Origin of the sequence: Thermohalobaculum xanthum (assembly GCF_016623495.1) — a bacterium.
Lineage (GTDB): Bacteria > Pseudomonadota > Alphaproteobacteria > Rhodobacterales > Rhodobacteraceae > Thermohalobaculum > Thermohalobaculum xanthum.
Genome location: NZ_JAEHHL010000006.1, coordinates 1 through 16,658, shown reverse-complemented (window position 1 = coordinate 16,658; position 16,658 = coordinate 1). Strand labels below are relative to the sequence as shown.

Annotated in this window: 15 protein-coding genes; 6 read left to right on the top strand and 9 right to left on the bottom strand. The window is 64.5% G+C overall.

Going from position 1 to position 16,658, the window contains the following annotated elements; genetic code table 11:
• Positions 1 to 3: 3 nt before the first annotated feature.
• The 8 genes from H0I76_RS09865 to H0I76_RS09830 form a co-directional block, all read right to left on the bottom strand.
• Positions 4 to 192: a hypothetical protein gene (locus H0I76_RS09865; protein ID WP_200609706.1), complete on the bottom strand. Its 189-nt coding sequence runs from the start codon at positions 190 to 192 to the stop codon at positions 4 to 6.
• Positions 189 to 1,127, bottom strand: coding sequence for a carbohydrate ABC transporter permease (locus H0I76_RS09860; protein WP_200609705.1), 939 nt, complete (start codon positions 1,125 to 1,127; stop codon positions 189 to 191). Before H0I76_RS09860 ends, H0I76_RS09865 begins: the two co-directional genes overlap by 4 nt.
• Positions 1,124 to 2,071, bottom strand: a complete 948-nt coding sequence (locus tag H0I76_RS09855; RefSeq protein ID WP_200609704.1) for a carbohydrate ABC transporter permease — start codon at positions 2,069 to 2,071, stop codon at positions 1,124 to 1,126. The genes H0I76_RS09860 and H0I76_RS09855 overlap by 4 nt, the downstream gene beginning before the upstream one ends.
• Before the next feature lie 114 nt (positions 2,072 to 2,185).
• The gene (locus tag H0I76_RS09850; protein WP_200609703.1) at positions 2,186 to 3,508 is read right to left on the bottom strand and encodes an ABC transporter substrate-binding protein; all 1,323 of its coding nucleotides are present in this window, start codon (positions 3,506 to 3,508) and stop codon (positions 2,186 to 2,188) included.
• Between the two features lie 327 nt (positions 3,509 to 3,835).
• Positions 3,836 to 4,879: a LacI family DNA-binding transcriptional regulator gene (locus H0I76_RS09845; protein WP_325166439.1), complete on the bottom strand. Its 1,044-nt coding sequence runs from the start codon at positions 4,877 to 4,879 to the stop codon at positions 3,836 to 3,838.
• Between the two features lie 141 nt (positions 4,880 to 5,020).
• Entirely contained in the window at positions 5,021 to 6,172 is a 1,152-nt protein-coding gene (locus H0I76_RS09840) for a patatin-like phospholipase family protein (RefSeq protein ID WP_200609701.1), read from the bottom strand.
• Positions 6,169 to 6,852 carry a hypothetical protein gene (locus H0I76_RS09835; RefSeq protein ID WP_234455245.1) on the bottom strand — a complete coding sequence of 228 codons (684 nt, stop codon included), beginning with the start codon at positions 6,850 to 6,852 and terminating at the stop codon, positions 6,169 to 6,171. The genes H0I76_RS09840 and H0I76_RS09835 overlap by 4 nt, the downstream gene beginning before the upstream one ends.
• Before the next feature lie 382 nt (positions 6,853 to 7,234).
• Positions 7,235 to 8,158, bottom strand: coding sequence for a LysR family transcriptional regulator (locus H0I76_RS09830; protein WP_200609700.1), 924 nt, complete (start codon positions 8,156 to 8,158; stop codon positions 7,235 to 7,237).
• 256 nt (positions 8,159 to 8,414) lie between these two features.
• On the opposite strand from H0I76_RS09830, the gene H0I76_RS09825 reads away from it, so the two are divergent.
• The 3 genes from H0I76_RS09825 (at position 8,415) to H0I76_RS09815 (ending at position 11,332) form a co-directional block, all read left to right on the top strand.
• Positions 8,415 to 9,242 carry a 3-hydroxybutyrate dehydrogenase gene (locus tag H0I76_RS09825; protein WP_200609699.1) on the top strand — a complete coding sequence of 276 codons (828 nt, stop codon included), beginning with the start codon at positions 8,415 to 8,417 and terminating at the stop codon, positions 9,240 to 9,242.
• A 398-nt stretch (positions 9,243 to 9,640) separates the two neighbouring features.
• Positions 9,641 to 10,081 (top strand): cupin domain-containing protein, encoded by a 441-nt coding sequence (locus tag H0I76_RS09820; RefSeq protein WP_200609698.1) that lies wholly within the window; start codon positions 9,641 to 9,643, stop codon positions 10,079 to 10,081.
• Between the two features lie 51 nt (positions 10,082 to 10,132).
• Complete coding sequence (locus tag H0I76_RS09815; protein ID WP_200609697.1) at positions 10,133 to 11,332, top strand: MFS transporter; 1,200 nt, start codon at positions 10,133 to 10,135, stop codon at positions 11,330 to 11,332.
• 648 nt (positions 11,333 to 11,980) lie between these two features.
• Here H0I76_RS09815 and H0I76_RS09810 read toward each other — a convergent pair.
• On the bottom strand, positions 11,981 to 12,481 hold the full coding sequence (locus H0I76_RS09810; protein ID WP_200609696.1) for a restriction endonuclease: 501 nt from the start codon (positions 12,479 to 12,481) through the stop codon (positions 11,981 to 11,983).
• A 743-nt stretch (positions 12,482 to 13,224) separates the two neighbouring features.
• Between H0I76_RS09810 and H0I76_RS09805 the strand changes: the two genes are divergently transcribed.
• The 3 genes from H0I76_RS09805 (at position 13,225) to H0I76_RS09795 (ending at position 16,441) form a co-directional block, all read left to right on the top strand.
• Complete coding sequence (locus H0I76_RS09805; RefSeq protein WP_234455244.1) at positions 13,225 to 13,797, top strand: cupredoxin domain-containing protein; 573 nt, start codon at positions 13,225 to 13,227, stop codon at positions 13,795 to 13,797.
• 63 nt (positions 13,798 to 13,860) lie between these two features.
• Entirely contained in the window at positions 13,861 to 15,735 is a 1,875-nt protein-coding gene (locus H0I76_RS09800) for a copper resistance system multicopper oxidase (protein ID WP_234455243.1), read from the top strand.
• Positions 15,736 to 15,739: 4 nt separating this feature from the next.
• Positions 15,740 to 16,441, top strand: a complete 702-nt coding sequence (locus tag H0I76_RS09795; RefSeq protein ID WP_200609695.1) for a copper resistance protein B — start codon at positions 15,740 to 15,742, stop codon at positions 16,439 to 16,441.
• The last annotated feature ends 217 nt before the right edge of the window (positions 16,442 to 16,658 follow it).

Genomic DNA, 16,658 nt, shown 5'->3' with positions numbered 1-16,658 from the left:
CGTTCACTCCGGGAAATGGCTGACGATGATGAACATCACGGTACCGACGAGCGTGATGATGAAGGAGTAGGTGAAGGCCCAGAGCACCCACGGCTGCATCAGCATGACCACCCCGAGTGCGATGAGAATGCTTGCGACCAGCTCCCAGGAGCCGCGGCGGAAGCGCAGAAGGCCATTGAGAAACCCGCTCATTTCCGCACCGCGCCGAAGGTGATGCCGCGCAGCAGATGCTTGCGAAGAAGGATCGTGAAGACCATCACGGGAAGCAGGAAGATCGTCGCGCCAGCCGCCACCGCCGGCCAGTCCTGGCCGCCAACGCCGATGATGGTGGGGATGAAGGGGGGGGCCGTCTGCGCATTGCCCGAGGTCAGCAGCACCGCAAAGGCGTATTCGTTCCACGCGAAGATCAGGCAGAAGATGGCCGTCGCCGCGATCCCCATGGTGGCCTGCGGCAGCACCACCTTGCAGAAGGCCTGGAAGCGCGTGTAGCCGTCGATCAGCGCTGCCTCCTCGTACTCGCGTGGGATCTCGTCCATGAAGCCCTTGAGCAGCCAGACCGAGAGAGACAGGTTTACTGCGGTGTAGAGCAGGATCATGCCCGCGTGCGTGTCGCTGAGCCCAAGCGAGCGGAACATCAGGAAGATCGGAATGGCGACCGCGATCGGCGGCATCATCCGCGTCGACAGGATGAAGAACATCAGGTCGTCCTTCAGCGGGATCCGGTAGCGCGAGAAGGCGTAGGCCGCGAGGGTGCCGAGGAACACCGACAGGAATGTCGAGCCGAAACCAATGATCACCGAGTTCAGGAAACGCCCGCCAAACCGCGACGGGCCGGCGATCACCATGCCCTTGTCGTGCACGATCTCCTCGTACCAGGTCGTCGGCGGATTTGCCTCGAGGTATTCCGGTGTCTGCCGGGTCTGCGTCGTGAACAGGTTCACGTAACCCTCGAGCGTCGGTTCGAAGAGCACTTTGGGGGGATAGGCAATGGCGTCGGGCGAGGACTTGAAACCCGTCGCAAGGATCCAGATGAGCGGCATCAGCGTGATCAGCGCATAGCCCACGACCAGGATGCCTGCGATCCATTTCTGCCGGTCGGACGGCTCGGTTACCGAGAAACTGCTCATCTCTCCTTCACCTTGTTGAGGGCCTTCACATAGATCGAGGCGAGGCCGAACACCGTGACGAAGAGGATGATGCCGTAGGCCGAGGAGTAGCCCGTGCGCCACTTCTCGAACGCCTCGCGCTTGAGCTCGATCGACGTGAGGGTCGTCGTGTTGCCCGGGCCGCCGCCCGTCAGCTGCACCACGAGGTCGAACATCTTGAAGTTCTCGATCCCCCGGAACAGCACGGCGAGCATCAGGAACGGCAGCACCATCGGCACGGTGATGGTCCAGAACTGCCGCCACTTCGAGGCGCGGTCGCACTCGGCCGCCTCGTAGATCGAGTCCGGGATCGATCTCAGCCCGGCAAGGCAGATCAGCATCACGAAGGGGGTCCACATCCACGTGTCGACGATCACGATTGCCCATGGCGCAAGCGCCACGTCGCCGATCATCGAGAAGCTGGTCGGGTCTGCTCCGGTAAAGTAGGCAACGATGTTGTTGAACAGGCCGATCTGCGGCTGGTAGAGCAGCGTCCAGAAATTGCCGACGACGGCCGGTGACAGCATCATCGGCAGCACGATGATCGTCGTCCACAGGTCGTTCCCCTTGAACTTCCGGTTGATCAGCCAGGCCAGCGCGAAGCCGATCAGCACCTGGAAGAACAGCGTCCAGAACAGGAAGTGCGCCGTCGCCTGCATCGTCTGCCAGATGTCGCCGTCGTTCAGGATGCGCTGGTAGTTGCGCAGCCCCACCCAATCGAGCTCGGCATTCGGGCGATTGGCGCGGTAGTTCGTGAAGCTCAGCCGGATCGTCCAGATGAGCGGGAAGATGTTGACCGCCAGCAAGAGGAAGATCGTCGGCGCGACGAAGATCCAGGCGATGGTCCTGTCGGAGAACCCCTTGATCCGGCGCGCCACGCGCGGCGGCGTTGCCTTCGCAATGCGGTCCATGGCGGTCTCGGACATGAGACGTCCTTCCGGGGTGCATAACTGCCCGCGGTGCGGGGTGGGAGCGGCTCTACGCAGCCGCTCGCACGCCTGCCGTGCCCGCCCGAACCCGGGCGGGCGACGGGCACCGCCTCAGAGCTTGCCTTCGTCCTCGAAGACCTCGACCCAGTCCGCGACGAGCGCGTCGAGCGCCTCCTGCGCCGTGCCCTGGCCCGCGATCACGTAGTTGTGGACGCGCTCTTGCATGGATAGCAGCAACGAAGCGTAGGCCGGCTCCGCCCAGAAGTCCTTCACAATCGCCATGGAGTCGAGGAAGGTCTGAGCATAGGGCTGGCTGGTTGCAAAACCCGGGTCCTCGACCACGGCGCGAAGCGCCGAATAACCGCCGAGGTCCCACCAGCGAGACTGGATCTCGGGTTGCGCGAACCACTTGATGTACTCGAGCGCAGCGTCCTTGCTGTCTGAATAGGACACCACCGAGATGCCCTGACCGCCAAGTTGTGCGAAGTGGCCGCCCGGACCAGCCGGGTTCGGGAAATAGCCTGAACGCTCGCCGCCCACATTCGGGTCGGCGTTGACGCCCGGCCAGATGAAGGCAAAGTTCATCTGCAGCGCGACCTGCCCCGACTTGTAGGCGTCGATGTTCTCCGACATGTACCAGTCAGACGAACCCGGCGGCGTACAGCAATCATAGAGCTGCTTGTAGAACTCCAGGCCGGCGACGGCCTCGGGCGAGTTCACGAACCCGTCGAGATGGTAGGGGTTCTCGGGATCGTCATATTCGAAGCCGAAATTATAAAGCGCGTTGGTGACCCCCATGGTGATGCCTTCCGAGCCACGCTCGGTGTAGATGGCGGCACCGTAGACCGTCTTGCCGTCGATTTCGCGCCCCTGGAAGAACTCGGCGATATCCTTCAACTCGGCGAGCGTGTTCGGTGCCTCGAGCTCGCGGCCATACTTCTCCTTGAACTCGGCGCGCAGTTCGGGGCGCTCGAACCAGTCCTTGCGGTAGGTCCAACCGACGACATCGCCGAAGGCGGGCAATGCCCAGTAGTTTGGCGTGCCCTTCGGCCATTCGGCATAGCCCGTGACGGTCGCCGGGATGAAATCGTCCATCGAGATCCCTTCGGCCGCGAAGAAGTCGTTCAACTTCACGTAGTGCCCGGCCTCGGCACCGAGGCCAATCCACTGGCTGTCGCCAATCATCAGGTCACAGAGCTGTCCGCCCGAGTTGAGCTCGTTGAGCATCCGGTCAGCAAAGTTCGGCCAGGGAACGAACTCGAAGCTCATCTTGTGGCCGGACTTCTGCTCGAAATCCTTTGACAGCTCGATCAGCGCATTCGCGGGATCCCACGCGGCCCAGCACAGCGTGAGCTCGTCCGCATGGGCGCGCGTGGCGCCAAGCCCCGATGCAACGGCGATGGATGCTGCCGCTAGCAGGTGGATCGTCTTCATGGAAAGTTCCCTCCCGTCTCCTGGACGCGCTCATTTTGAGCGTTACACCGCCGCGTGACATTTTGGGGGTGCTGATGCCAGAGTAACTGAGGAACGTACCTCTTTTCAACGACGAATCTGAGGCACGTCCCTCTTCTCGCCCTGAGCACTCGGTTTGCGGCCCGCCATCACCGCCTGGCAGCCCCGGTCACGCGGTCGCTTCGCACCAACGCCAAGCCTGTCGCGAGCGCTTTGAAAGCGGCCGCCATCTTGCGTGCCACAAGCTGACTTCAGGGTGGCCGGCCATGTCCGGCCACATCGGCACGGCAGATTGTTGGTCGATGTCTCTTACGGAAGGTTCTCGCGCAGCACGATCTCGATGCGCACCCTCTCCTGCGCCTCGAAGATCGGCAGGTCGTCGCAAATGTTGCGCAGCACGCGCAGCGCGCTCCGGACGAGATGCCCGACGTTCTGCGCGATCACGGCGGCAATTTCATTCTCCAGCAATGCCTGGCGCGTCGTCGGCGTCAGCTCATGCGCGATGACGATCAACTCGCCAAGCCGGCCACTGCGCCTGAGGGCCGCAAGCAGAGTGGAGTTCCCCGATCCCATGGAGTAGATGCCGACGAGCCGTTCCCGCCCCGAAGCCACCTCGGTGATCACCCGCTCCATGCGGGCTGGGTCATCATACGCCTCGATGGAGGGGAGAACCACCAAATCACTGAAATCCCTTGACATAACGTCGTCGAAACCCAATCTCCGTTCCAGGCTGTCCCGCGATCTCATCGAGTTGGTCACGACAAGTATCTCGCCACCCGATCTGACAAACCGACCCATCAGGAGCGCGGCGGTGCGACCGGCGGCGACGCTGTTGACGCCGATGAAGTAGTCACGTCGCGAGTTGGGCAGATCGGAGACCAGGGTGACGACAGCCAGGCCGGCGTCCTTCAACCTCGACACCGCATCACGAACCTGCGGCGTCTCCGGCACCATCAAGGCAATGCCATCGAGCCGATCGACGTTCAGCGATTGAAGCGCCGCGACGATCGCGTGGGGGTCCTGCTGTGGAACCCGCACGACCTTGAGCAGCGTGCGGTCCGCGATGTGCGAGGCGTAGGCCTCCTGCAGCGCCGACTTGATCGTCTGCGCGAACTGGCTTGGCCCCTCCGGAAGAATGAAGACGAACCGATACTGGCGCTGGCGGGCGAGATTCGCGGCATAGGTATCGCGAACATACCCAAGCCGTTCGACCGCTGCATGAACCTTGGCGATCGTCTTTTCGCGCACGCCAGGGCGTGCATTCAGGACGCGGTCCACGGTAGCAAGGCTCACTCCCGCCTCTCTTGCTATGTCGTGGACGGTCGGCCTACTCAAGCTCGCTCTCCTTTTCACGCGAGAATAGGCACATGAGTGAGGTACGTCAATCAAGCCACGCGCCCGAGCAGGCGCCGTCATGTCGATCTCTTGGCTCCTTCGTGAACCATGGCCGAGCCAGGCGATTGGCCTAGCGCCACCGAACCGGCGCAGCATCTGTCAGCATCCGAGCTCGTGCATGACAAAGCCTTCGAGCGGGTCGACCTCGCCCTCCCATGGCGCCGCATCCAGAGCCCGCATCATGTCGGCATAGCCGGCGGCACTTCTCTCGCGGATGCCATCTCTGCTGAAGTCGATGTCCTTCTGGTGATCCTCACCCCGCCGGCTTGGCGCGAGCAGCCGGACGACGTGCATGCGCGTGAGGCAGCCATAGGCCTCCATCTCGCGGATCTCGGCCCGCGCCCGCTCCTCGGGGGGCAACTTCAGGGCGAGTTCCTTGATGATGTGACGCAGCCGATGGATCTGACGCTGGCGCCGGATGTGGCTGACAGCGCGGCTTGAATACTGGATGTCCTTGTGCCGATTCATGACCTGCCAGATGGTTCGCGGCTCCTCGCCACCCGGATTCCAGAGATGCACGGCGAAGACGAGGGCATCGCGGCGCGGGTTGTCGTCGAACACCGCCTCGACAGGCGTGTTGGAGAGGATGCCACCGTCCCAGTAGAGATCGCCGTCGATCCGGACCGCCGGAAAGGCGGGCGGCAGGGCGCCCGACGCCATGACATGGCGCGCGTCGAGCATCATGTCCCGGCTGTCGAAATAACGCATCTCGCCCGTCCGCACATTGGCGGCGCCAACCGTCAGACGCACCGGACCCGTATTCGCCGTGTCGAAGTCGACCAGCGCACCCAGGGTCGCGCGCAGCGGAACCGTGCTGTAGTAGCCCGCGGCCTCGGCGCCGAGCAACGCGTGCGGACTGAAGAAGGCCGCCGGGTTTGGCTGAAAGAACGGGGTGATCCCGCCGGCGACGGTCATCCAGTTCGCGACGGCGTTGCCAAGCATCGGCATGCCTGCAAAGAGACGCTGGAGGGGGCCATGCGTGACCCTCTCCCAGAACTCCTGCATCCGTTCCAGCCGCTCCTCGGGGGGATTGCCTGCGATGAGACTGGCATTGATGGCGCCGATCGAAGTGCCTATCACCCAGTCGGGCTCGATGCCGGCTTCGTGCATGGCCCGGTAGACGCCGGTCTGATAGGCGCCCAGTGCGCCACCTCCCTGCAGGACCAGAACCACCTGCCCCGGCAGAGGCGATCGCCGCATCTCGGCGTCTCGGTCGATGGGCAGGAGGGGCGATTCTCTCACGATGTTCATGACCGCCCCTCCTTCAAATGCGCCTCGCGCCACCGGACGACGGCCGCGGTAACGAGGCCGAAGAGCGCATGACCCGCGCAGGAAGCCCATGCGAGAGGGATGAAGCCCAGGAATGCGGGCAGCCCGGCGATCAGGTGCGCCATGACGAAAAGCGCGAACACCCAGAGGCCGAGCCCAAAGCCGATACCCACCATCCACCACGGCATGAACGGAACGATCACCCGAGCGAGGGGCCGGGCGACGAAGAGATAGCCAAGCGGGTAGAAGACGACGCCAACAACGCCGTGGATCACTTCGGCCCAGAACCAGTTCTCGAATCCGAAGACCGACTGCACCAGCGCAGCCGGTTGCAAAGGTCCGCCGACCAGAACGGGTGTGACGATGCGCGCCCAGCCTTCCCAGACGAGGTCGGACGCCGCGCCTGCCAGCAGTCCGGTACCGAGCGTTGACCAGGCCAGGGCCGGAAAGAGCTGCCGGGCCCGATCGTCAAGGGTGATCGTCGTGTTCATTTCCATGCCTCCTCCTTCGATGGGGCGATACGGGGCAGGATGCGCGTTGACGGACGCGCCATCGAATGCCGTTGCAGCATCGAGCCGATAGGGAGGCGGCATTGTCGTCCCGCGCGATGGCCGCAACTCTCGGGCGCGATTGATCAAACCAAGCATCCCGAGGAGCAGCACTGCGCGCGATCCTCGCGGTTGGCGATTGTGGGGTCGGATTGCGCTGGGCTGCGAGCGGGGCTGCTCGTTACCGCACCATCGCTTGGGGGCGGCTGCGATCGCCTCGCCTGCGGAGAAGTTGCCATGCGTCGAGATCGATCGGGCGAGGCACGCCCGGGCGCGATGTGACGGGACGTCGCCTTCCAGGCTCTCCGGCATGCTTTCTCGCGGCACTGGCCCCATCCTGGTTGCCAGCCCGTGCACTCGGTGCGGTCGCCGCAGTCACGAGCAGGAAGCGACGCTTCCCAAGCAAACGCCGCGGCGCACGACCGCTACCGGCCCTGTCTTTCACGATGCGGCGGATTCACCTGCTGCCCGTGCGCCCGGGGCAAGCTGAGCAGGTTTACTCGGCGGCAACAGGGGCAGGTGATCGGGGAAAGGCAGCCATCTTCTCGCGCCACGGATAGCGCCGGCACTCATGCACGAAAGCACCGACTGCAGGCGAATGCGGCCGACCACGGACCGTCATCAGACTGACGTCGCGAACGAACTCGGGCTCGACCAAGGGTCGGATCGCAAGTCCGGGTACCGTCACGGCGAACTCGGGGATAACCGTGAAACCCATTCCCGCCATCACCATGCTCTGGATCCAGTCGTCGCGCTCGCTGCTGTAGGGCTGCTTCACGCAGATGCCGATGGCCTCGCGCGTATTGCGGATCACGTCGCGGTATTCGCAATTGATGCGGCTGAGGTAGCTCTGCCCCTCGAGATCGCGGAGTCGTATGGTCTCAAGCTCTGCAAGCGGATGATCCGGCGCCACCGCGATCATGAAGCGTTCGCTGTAGAGCGGTATCCCGTGCAGCGCCTCGCTCTGCGTCTCCGGCTTGCAATAAATGGCAACGTCGATCTCGCCTTTCGCCAGAAGCTCCTCGAGTTGGCCCGCGGCGCCATCCCGCAGGCAGAGTTCGACACCCTGGTAGCGGCCATTGAAGCCGGCGAAGAGGTCGATCAGCCGCGTCGGGCCGATGGTGCACATCAGGCCGACAGTCAGCCGTGCCTGGCGCAGCCGGACGAAGCTCTCGGCCTGGCGCCGGGCCTCGTCGAGGCGCACGAACATCTCCTCGAAATAGGGTCTCATCATGCGGCCAAGCTCAGTCAGGTGGGTATTGCCGCGCTCCCGGTGGATGAGCGTGCCGCCAAGCTTGTCCTCGAGCGACTTGATTGCGCGCGTCAGCGCCGGCTGGGTGACGTTGCAGTGTTCGGCGGCCCGGGTGAAGTTGAGCGCCTCGCTGAGCGCGAGGAAATAACGGATCTCGTGAAGCTCCATCTCCGTCGTCCCGATATGGCCGCTCGGTTGGGCGAGCATAGCACCGCGCCACTGATCCGGACATGCATTTGCGGCACCTGCAACCCGCCAGAAGGTTACGCGAAAGGCCGACACTCGGCCATGCGGCGTGGTTATCGCAATGCTGTTGAGACGGCATTTCCACCAATCGACCACGGCAGAAACAATCGGCCCAGCGTGCCGGACGCCACCCTTTCCAAAAGGCTCCGGCCCACACCCCGCATCAGGAGGCCGCCATATGTTGAAACTCGTTGCCACCGAACATTCCACGGGACTGCGCCAACCGCTTTCTAATCGCGTCGCCATTGTCACCGGATCGACAAGCGGCATCGGGCTTGGCATCGCCCGGGCCCTTGCAGCGCAGGGCGCCGCGATCATGCTCAATGGATTGGGCAATCCCGACGAGATCGCCCGAACGCGCGACACGCTGGCAGAGGAGACGGGCACAAGCGTCGAATATGACGGCGCTGATATCGCGCAGCCCGATCAGGTTGCGGGTATGATCGCGAGAACCGCGCATGCCTTCGGATCGGTCGACATCCTGGTCAACAATGCGGGCGTGCAGCACGTCGCCCCGATCGATGCATTTCCGGTCGAGAGATGGGACAGCGTGCTCGCCATCAATCTCTCCGGCGCGTTTCACGCGATCCGCGCGGCGATACCGGGGATGAAGGCCAACGGCTGGGGGCGGATCGTCAACGTAGCCTCGGCGCATGGCCTCGTCGGCTCGCCCTACAAGTCGGCCTACGTCGCTGCGAAGCATGGCATTCTCGGCGTGACCAAGGTTGCGGCGCTCGAACTTGCCGAGAGCGGCATCACCGCGAACGCAGTCTGCCCCGGTTATGTGTGGACGCCACTGGTCGAGCAGCAGATCGATGATCAGGCGCGCTCGCACGGTATCCCGCGCGAACAGGTGATCCGCGAGGTGCTGCTGAAGAAGCAGCCCAGCCGGCGCTTCGTCACGGTTGACGAGATCGGCGCCGTCGTCGCCTTCCTTTGCTCGCCAGGCGCCGCGTCGATCACGGGTGCTGCCATCCCGGTCGACGGCGGGTGGACCGCGGAATGACATGACAATGCGGCCAGTGGCATCCACGCATCGCGATCTGGCCGCCGCGCTACGGTTGTCGTCGTCACCGACCAGCAAGCGCTGAACCGGATCCGCCGGGCGGATCGTCATCGATCGACGACAAGGGACCTGCCTCTTGCCGGCATCGGGATGCATCGCCGCGCAGCCGCTCAGACCGGCGCTGCGGGCATCCCGACGGATGAAGGAGCAACCCACCGTGCTCGCGTACTCGCCGCCACCCGCGGCGGGCGCGTCACCGTCTCGCCCACGCATTCCGATCGATGCGCACCGCGCATGATCCCGACAACGAACCGGCATTTCACCGCCACGGGCGCCGGCCCCACCATGCAGCGATCGCCGGGATGCCGGCGGATCCCAGAAATTGGAAGGACACACTGATGCAAAAGCTTCTCATTGGCGTGATTGCCCTGGTCGGCACCGCCACCTTCGCTGCCGCCGGCGAATGCCCGGCCGATCAAGTCATCGCGGCCGCGATGACGGGTGACGGACACACCGAAGGCAAGGGAGTCACCGACGTCGTGCTCGCCGTCAACGAGCTTGGCGCCCACTACCCCGAACTGGCCAGTCGCGACCAGCGCGTGCGCATGCTCACCATCGAACCTGGAGGCGAGGTTCCCTGGCACAGCCATGCGGATCGGCCCGCGCTGATCTATGTCGTCTCGGGCGAGATCGTGGAATACCGCTCGACCTGCGCCACGCCCATTGTCCATCGCATCGGAGAGGTGGCTGCCGAGATTGGTCACCTCGAGCACTGGTGGCGCAATGAAACGGCCGAGCCGGTGGTACTCATCGCGGCCGACCTGCCACGCGCTGAATGAGATCCAGGGGACGGGTGCATCGCCCGTCCCACAGCTTTGCCGGAGCTCAGGATGAGCGATATCACCCACCCCCCCGCAATGATTTCGCAGCCAGGGAACTCGGCTCTGCCCCGTGCCATGGTGATTGGCCTGATCGGCTTTCTGACGCTGGTCGATCTCTTTGCCGCGCAAGCAATCCTCCCGACACTGGCCGACACCTATGGCGTCAGTGCCGCCGCCATGGGCCTTGCCGTCAACGCCAGCACGATCGGCATGGCGGTCTCGGGCCTTCTCGTCTCGCTGATCGCTCGCCGGATCGACAGGCGCCGAGGCGTCTGGTTCAGCCTTGCACTCCTCGCCGCACCGACCGCAGGCCTCGCCTTCGCGCCCGATCTCGGCACATTCACGACACTCAGAATTGCGCAGGGCGTCCTGATGGCAGCCGCCTTCGCGCTGACCATGGCCTACATCGCCGAGCGCGCGGGACGTGAGGAAGCCGCCGCCGGTCTTGCCGCCTATGTCACGGGGATCGTCGCCTCGAATCTGGTCGGCCGGTTCGTCGCGGGCTCGGTCGCGGACCTTGCCGGTGTGTCGGTCAGCTTCTGGGTGTTCGCGGGGCTCAACCTCGGCGGTGCAGCCCTCGTTGCCTCGACCCTTCGGCCATCGCTTCGGATGGCGCCGACCTGCCGGCCGATGCAGCCACCGCTCGCGGCTTGGTCGATGCACTTTGGAAGCCCCGCCTTGCGCGCGGCCTTTGCCGTCGGCTTTCTGATCCTCTTTCTCTTTATCGGCGTCTTCACCTACGTCAATTTCGAGCTCGTGAAGGCACCGCTCAACCTCTCGCCGATGCAGCTCGGACTTGTCTATCTGGTGTTTCTGCCGGCGTTGGTCACGACACCATCGGCTGCCGGAGCGGTTCGCCGTTTCGGGGTTCGCCGGATTGTGCAGGCGTCGATGCTCACATGCCTTGCCTCGCTGCCGCTGCTCGTGGTGCCAAATCTATTCGTGGTTCTTGCGGGGCTTGCCGCCATTGGCATCGGGACCTTCATCGCGCAAGCGGCGACGACCAGTTTCGTGAGCCACGCGGCAACTTCCGATCGCGCCGCGGCGAGCGGGCTCTACCTTGCGGCCTATTACCTGGGAGGCCTGGTTGGCGCGGCGATGCTTGGCCGTCTCTATGACGGGCTTGGCTGGCCCGCGACTGTTGCGGCCATCGGGATCGGAGCCGTCGCCGCGCTACTGTTGGCCTTGCGCCTGCGACCCACTGAATGAAGCCCGCGTCATGGCGATTGAACGATCGCGATGGCGCGCCTTGTCGATCCGACGCGCAGTACGTGACCTGTAAATGCGCCCCGTTGCGGCGTTCCATACCTGCGGCGCGCGCCACGTCTTCGCGACCAGACAATCACGGTCTCGAGGCGAGTTGCTTGATCATTGCCGTCAACCTTCCAAGACCGATCGCTTGGGAACCTGCTGAGGGATGCAAGGCCAGGAAGCCGCTGGAATGGATCTTGCGATGTTATTCGCCTAGGAGAAAACCTGCATCCGCGCGCGGGCAAGGACACTTGCAGCGCGCTGGATGGACACCTCGCTCAAACGACGCAAAGAACGGTTATCCATATACTTTTGTTTTACTTTTCGACGAACGACACGCCCTGCCCCCAATGAATGAACGTCGAAGCAGGTAGCTTCGCTGAACTCGCGCGCCGTTTGACGGAATACGACGGTCCCGGCACCGCGACACCCACGAGGCACCAATCGCGCGCGCGACCGTTGGGGTTCACATCCAAGTTGTTGAGGTAAATGGCGCACCGGGGAAGATTCGAACTCCCGACCCCCAGATTCGTAGTCCAGCCAGCTCGTAACTGTTTGATCTCTATAAGAATCGATTTCTACACACGTGTATGGATTTCGATTCATTCATGAAACCTTCTCGCACAGCCAAGTTGACAACCCGGCATCAAGCACCATCCGCGACAAGCGCTCCGGCCCGATCAGCGCGATGCCATCGTGGTCGCCAGCGGAAGGGTCAACCGAACCCGAATGCCAAACGAAAAACATTCGGTCATACAGATTGGCCTCGCAGAAGCGTCGCGCGTAGTCCTCAACGGCGGTGTTATCTTTGCGGGCCTTGACCTGCACAAGGGCCCGCTCACCCGTGGTGGGCAACACGAGATCGAGGTCGATCATCTTCGTCGTTCGCCCGACTACCCCGACCCTTCTCCAGCCGCTGGACGAAAAGACCAGGTCGACCAAGAGTTCAAAATCCTGCCACGTGAGAAGGCGCATCAAGCGGGCGTTCGCCTCGATCAGCAATAGCTCGGCCTCCTCGGCCGCCGCGACCTCGGATGAGACCTCATCGTTCAACTTGCGCAGCAAGTAGGCGAATGGCTTCACCGAGCAGATCGTGCCCCGAAACATCTGCACCTTGAGGAGATTGCCCGAGAGCCGGTCAGACGACAGCAGTGTCCCGTGAGCGCTCTCAGAGTGCCATCCATCGACGGTTCCGCGAGCTAATCAGACACACGGTCCATTTTCTTGGGCGACCAAATCAGGCCTAAGCTGTCCGTGAATGCAATTTCTGCTTCGGGCCGCTCCGTCCCATCTCGCCCGCGTCCTGGAGCCGAATTCGCTGCCAAGAGCGGCCAAGGAGCGGCCCGGCGCGGATGGGGCGACACGCGCATCTTGACCTTCCACTTGGGGGAGCCTTTACATCGACCGAGATGCGCGGAATCCGGATGATCATCGGTGCGGTTGTCGCTCTCGCCCTGCTCGCGGGGTGGGGTGCGCACCATTCTCACCTGCCCGCGGGCCCGGCGGAAGCCGCCGAGCTCCATGGGCAGGGTACGCACCACCATGCCGCGCAGGAGTGCCTCGAAGATCAGTGTGAGCCCACGCAAGCCGAGCTGGTGACATGCTGCGTGGCAATGCTCGATGGCTGCAACGCTCCCGCGATTGACAGCGCGCGCACGGCGCTGGCGTGCGGGACAAGCGTGATCGGGGCTCTCCCGCTTGGGGTTGGAGCAACCGGGCACGGGTTGCACCCGGAAGCCGAGACACCGCCTCCTCGAGCCTGACTGCCAGTCCTTGATGTGTCTCGGGCGACCACGTGTCTCCCGACGGGGCATCGCGATGACGAATTCAGGCAGTCGAGGAATCAGTGAATGTCCATCAATTCGATGCAGCGCGGCCTACTGGCTGCAGCCTTTGTCCTTTCGGCAATCCCGGCGATGTCGCACGCTGCGGGGTCTCACGGTAGCGGCCACGGTAGCGGGCATGGCGGCATGCATGGCCAGGAGGGGAAGGCGTCGGCCGTCTCCCGCACGGTCGAGGTCGTAATGCACGACAATTACTACGAGCCCGAAACGATCAGCGTTCGGGCGGGCGAGACGATCCGCTTCAAGGTCCGTAACGCTGGCGCCTTGGTGCACGAGTTCAATATCGGCACCCCGCAGATGCATGCCGAGCATATGCCCGAGATGCAGATGATGGTGGATCACGGGGTGTTGAAGCCGGATCGGATCGATCGGGAAGCGGCGAAGGCGATGGCCAAGACGATGGGCCACAGCATGGACCACGACTACGCCAACAGCGCGCTGCTCGAGCCGGGCAAGTCGGCCGAACTGATCTGGACCTTCCCGGAGGCCACCGACGTCGTGCTGGAGTTCGGCTGCACCGTGCCTGGCCATTACGGCGCCGGCATGGTGGGCCGGTTCGACCTCGGCGCCGGCTCCTGAGCCGCAGCCATGCGCGCGACCCGGGCCGGGTCGCGCGCGTCTGAGCACAGCGAAGAGGGTCCAATGACCATGATCTCAAGACTCGGCCGCGCCGGGCTGACGGGCCTTGCCGTCGCCATGGGCATCGGCTTCGCCGCGCCCGCCCCGGCCGGCACCTACGAGCTCACCGTCGATCGCGTGAGGATCGACACGGGCGAGTTCCGCAAGCGCGGCATCGGCTACAACGGCGCCAGCCCCGGTCCGGTGCTGCGCTTCACCGAGGGCGAGGACGTCACCATCAACGTGACCAACAACCTCTCCGAGCCAACCTCGGTGCATTGGCACGGGCTGATCCTGCCCTTCCAGCAGGACGGCGTCCCGGGGGTCAGCTTTCCCGGCATCGCACCGGGCGAGACCTTTACCTACCGCTTCCCGGTCGTGCAGGCGGGCACCTACTGGTTCCACAGCCATTCGGGGTTCCAGGAGCCAGACGGCGCCTATGGCGCGATCGTCATCGAGCCCGCGGCGCGCGAGCCCTTCCGCTACGACCGCGACTACGTGGTGCAGCTGACGGACGCGCACCCGCATTCCGGCAGCCGCATCATGCGCAATCTCAAGATGATGCCGGACTACTACAACCGCCAACAGCGTACGCTCCTCGACCTGCTCGGAGACGCCTCCGATCTGGGCCTTGGCGCGGCCCTCGCCGACCGGGCCGACTGGGGCTCGATGCGCATGATGCCAACCGACATCGAGGACGTGCAGGGCTACACGGCGCTGATCAACGGCAAGGGGCCCGGACAGAACTGGACCGGGCTCTTCGAGCCGGGCGAGCGGGTTCGGCTGCGCTTCATCAACTCCTCGGCCATGAGCTACTTCGACATCCGCATCCCCGGCCTCAAGATGACGGTCGTGCAGGCCGACGGGCAGAACGTGCAGCCCGTGACGGTCGACGAGCTCAGGATCGCGGTGGCCGAGACCTACGACGTGATCGTGCGCCCGACCGAGGCGCGCGCCTACTCGATCCTCGCCGAGTCGATGGGCCGCACGGCGATGGCACGCGGCACGCTCGCTCCCCGCGAGGGCATGGCGGGCGATATCCCGCCGCTTCGCGAGCCGCCGAGACTGACCATGGCCGACATGGGGATGGCGCATGGCGACCATGGTGGCATGGACCATGGCGCCATGGCGGGCGGCGGCCACGTCATGCCCGACGGCAGCGTCATGGCTGGCGCGAGCCACGACGGTCACGGCACCGGGGCGAGCCACGTGATGCCCGACGGCACGGTGATGCAGGGCGCGGCGCATGATGCGGCCGGCCATGGCGGCGGCAGCCACACCATGCCCGACGGCACGGTGATGCCGGGCATGGACCACTCGGTCCATGGCGGTGCCGGCAGCGATCCGTTCTACGCGGCGGGCAGCGGCCTGAACCCCGAGCCGGCCGAGGAGGGCGGCCGCTTCCTCTCCTATGCCGATCTCAAGGCGCAGAAACCTCTCTACCCCCACCGGGAGCCGACGCGCGAGATCGAGCTCAGGCTGACAGGGAACATGGAGCGCTACATCTGGTCGATCGACGGCGTGAAGCATTCCGATGCCGAGCCGATCCGACTGACCTATGGCGAACGCGTCCGGATCACCTTCGTCAACGAGACGATGATGACCCATCCGATGCACCTGCACGGCATGTGGTCGATCCTCGACAACGGCAACAAGGGGTGGAATCCGGCCAAGCACGTCGTCAGCGTCTCGCCGGGCACCACGGTGTCGATGGAAGTGGAGGTCGACGCGCCGGGTCGATGGGTCTTCCACTGCCATCTCGCCTACCACATGGAGGCGGGAATGATGCGGGAGGTGATCGTCGAGGGCGGACCCGAGGGCGCGTCCTACGATGCCGCCGGTGCCGGGGCACAGGGCCACGGCGCAGCGCCCGGCATGAAGCACGGGGCGGGGGGCTGAGCCGATGACCCTCCGCAGCCTTCTGGCGGGCGCGCTGGCGCCCGCTCTCCTCGGCGCGCCAGCGGCGCTGGCCGAGCCGCTGATCTGGGGGATCCAGGTCGAGCAGCTGGAATACCGGGTGGGCGATGAGACGGACGTCTTCGCCTGGGATTTCGACGCGATGGTGGGCACCGACGAACTCAAGCTCGTCTGGCGAAGCGAGGCCGAATACGCGATGGCCGAGGATGCCTTCGAGAAGCTGGAGAACCAATTGCGCCTGCAGGTCCCGGTCTCGGAGTTCTTCGACGCCGTCGCCGGCGTCCGGGTCGACACGCCCGACGGTCCAGATCGCGTCCATGGCGTGATCGGGCTCCATGGCCTCGCGCCGCAATGGTTCGAGGTCGACGCGGACCTCTTCATCTCGGGCAAGCCCTTCGCTCGGCTGGAGGGGGAGTACGAGGCGCTGCTGACGAACCGGATCATCCTGATCCCGAGCATCGAGTTCGAGCTTCCCTTCACGGACGACACGGCAAACGGCGTAGGCGCGTGGGGGCCGCGGCTCGAAGTCGGCGCACGCCTGAGCTATGACCTCGTCGACCGGGCGGTGGCGCCGTATATCGGCGTCCATTACGAGCGAAGCTTTGGTGAAACGGCCGACCTGGCGCGGGCCGGTGGTGAGGATCCCGGCGCGGTGTTCTTCGTGTCCGGCGTCCGGCTGATGTTCTGAGCAATGGCTCGCCCCGGCGCTTGATGGCGCCGGGGCGCTCTCGGATACGCGGGCGTCCACCTCGACGCGTTTTAGCGTTCGGCTGCGTGCCGCGGCCCGCCCCGTATGCCGCTTGCGGGTCTCGGCGAAGGAAAGGCTGTTCACCGTCGAGAATGTTAGGGTTCGCCCAACGAATCGGATGGGAGGCGATGGGTCTTTGATCGGAATCCTGGACACC